This window comes from Peptoniphilus sp. HMSC062D09, assembly GCF_001811425.1.
GTDB lineage: Bacteria > Bacillota > Clostridia > Tissierellales > Peptoniphilaceae > Peptoniphilus_A.
Window position 1 is genome coordinate 1 of record NZ_KV804707.1, and the last position, 496, is coordinate 496.

The 496-nt window shown below is 49.0% G+C and carries 2 rRNA genes; both read right to left on the reverse strand.

Annotated features, from left to right (window positions below):
- Nucleotides 1-116, reverse strand: a 5S ribosomal RNA gene (gene rrf / locus HMPREF2801_RS04650); the annotation flags it as partial.
- Between the two features lie 33 nt (nucleotides 117-149).
- Nucleotides 150-496: ribosomal RNA gene (locus tag HMPREF2801_RS04655) — 23S ribosomal RNA — on the reverse strand; the annotation flags it as partial.

Sequence of the window (496 nt, forward strand, 5' to 3'; positions counted from 1 at the left end):
ACTGGCGATAACTTACTCTCCCAGGTCGTTGCCAACCAAGTACCATCAGCGGACTAATGCTTAACTTCTGTGTTCGGTATGGTTACAGGTGTGTCCATTGTCCTATTCTCACCAGATTACACTTAAAAACTAATCTCTCCTTATCTCTTTTGGTCAAGTCTTCGACCTATTAGTACTCGCTAGCTGAATGTATTGCTACACTTACACCTTGAGCCTATCTACCTCGTTTTCTTCAAGGGGTCTTATCTTGCGAGGGAAATCTCATCTCGAGGGGGGCTTCGGGCTTAGATGCCTTCAGCTCTTATCCCTTCCAAACTTAGCTTCCCAGCTATGCACTTGGCAGTACAACTGGTGCACCAGAGGTTTGTCCATCCCGGTCCTCTCGTACTAAGGACAGCTCCTCTCAAATTTCCTACGCCCACGACGGATAGGGACCGAACTGTCTCGCGACGTTCTGAACCCAGCTCGCGTGCCTCTTTAATGGGCGAACAGCCCA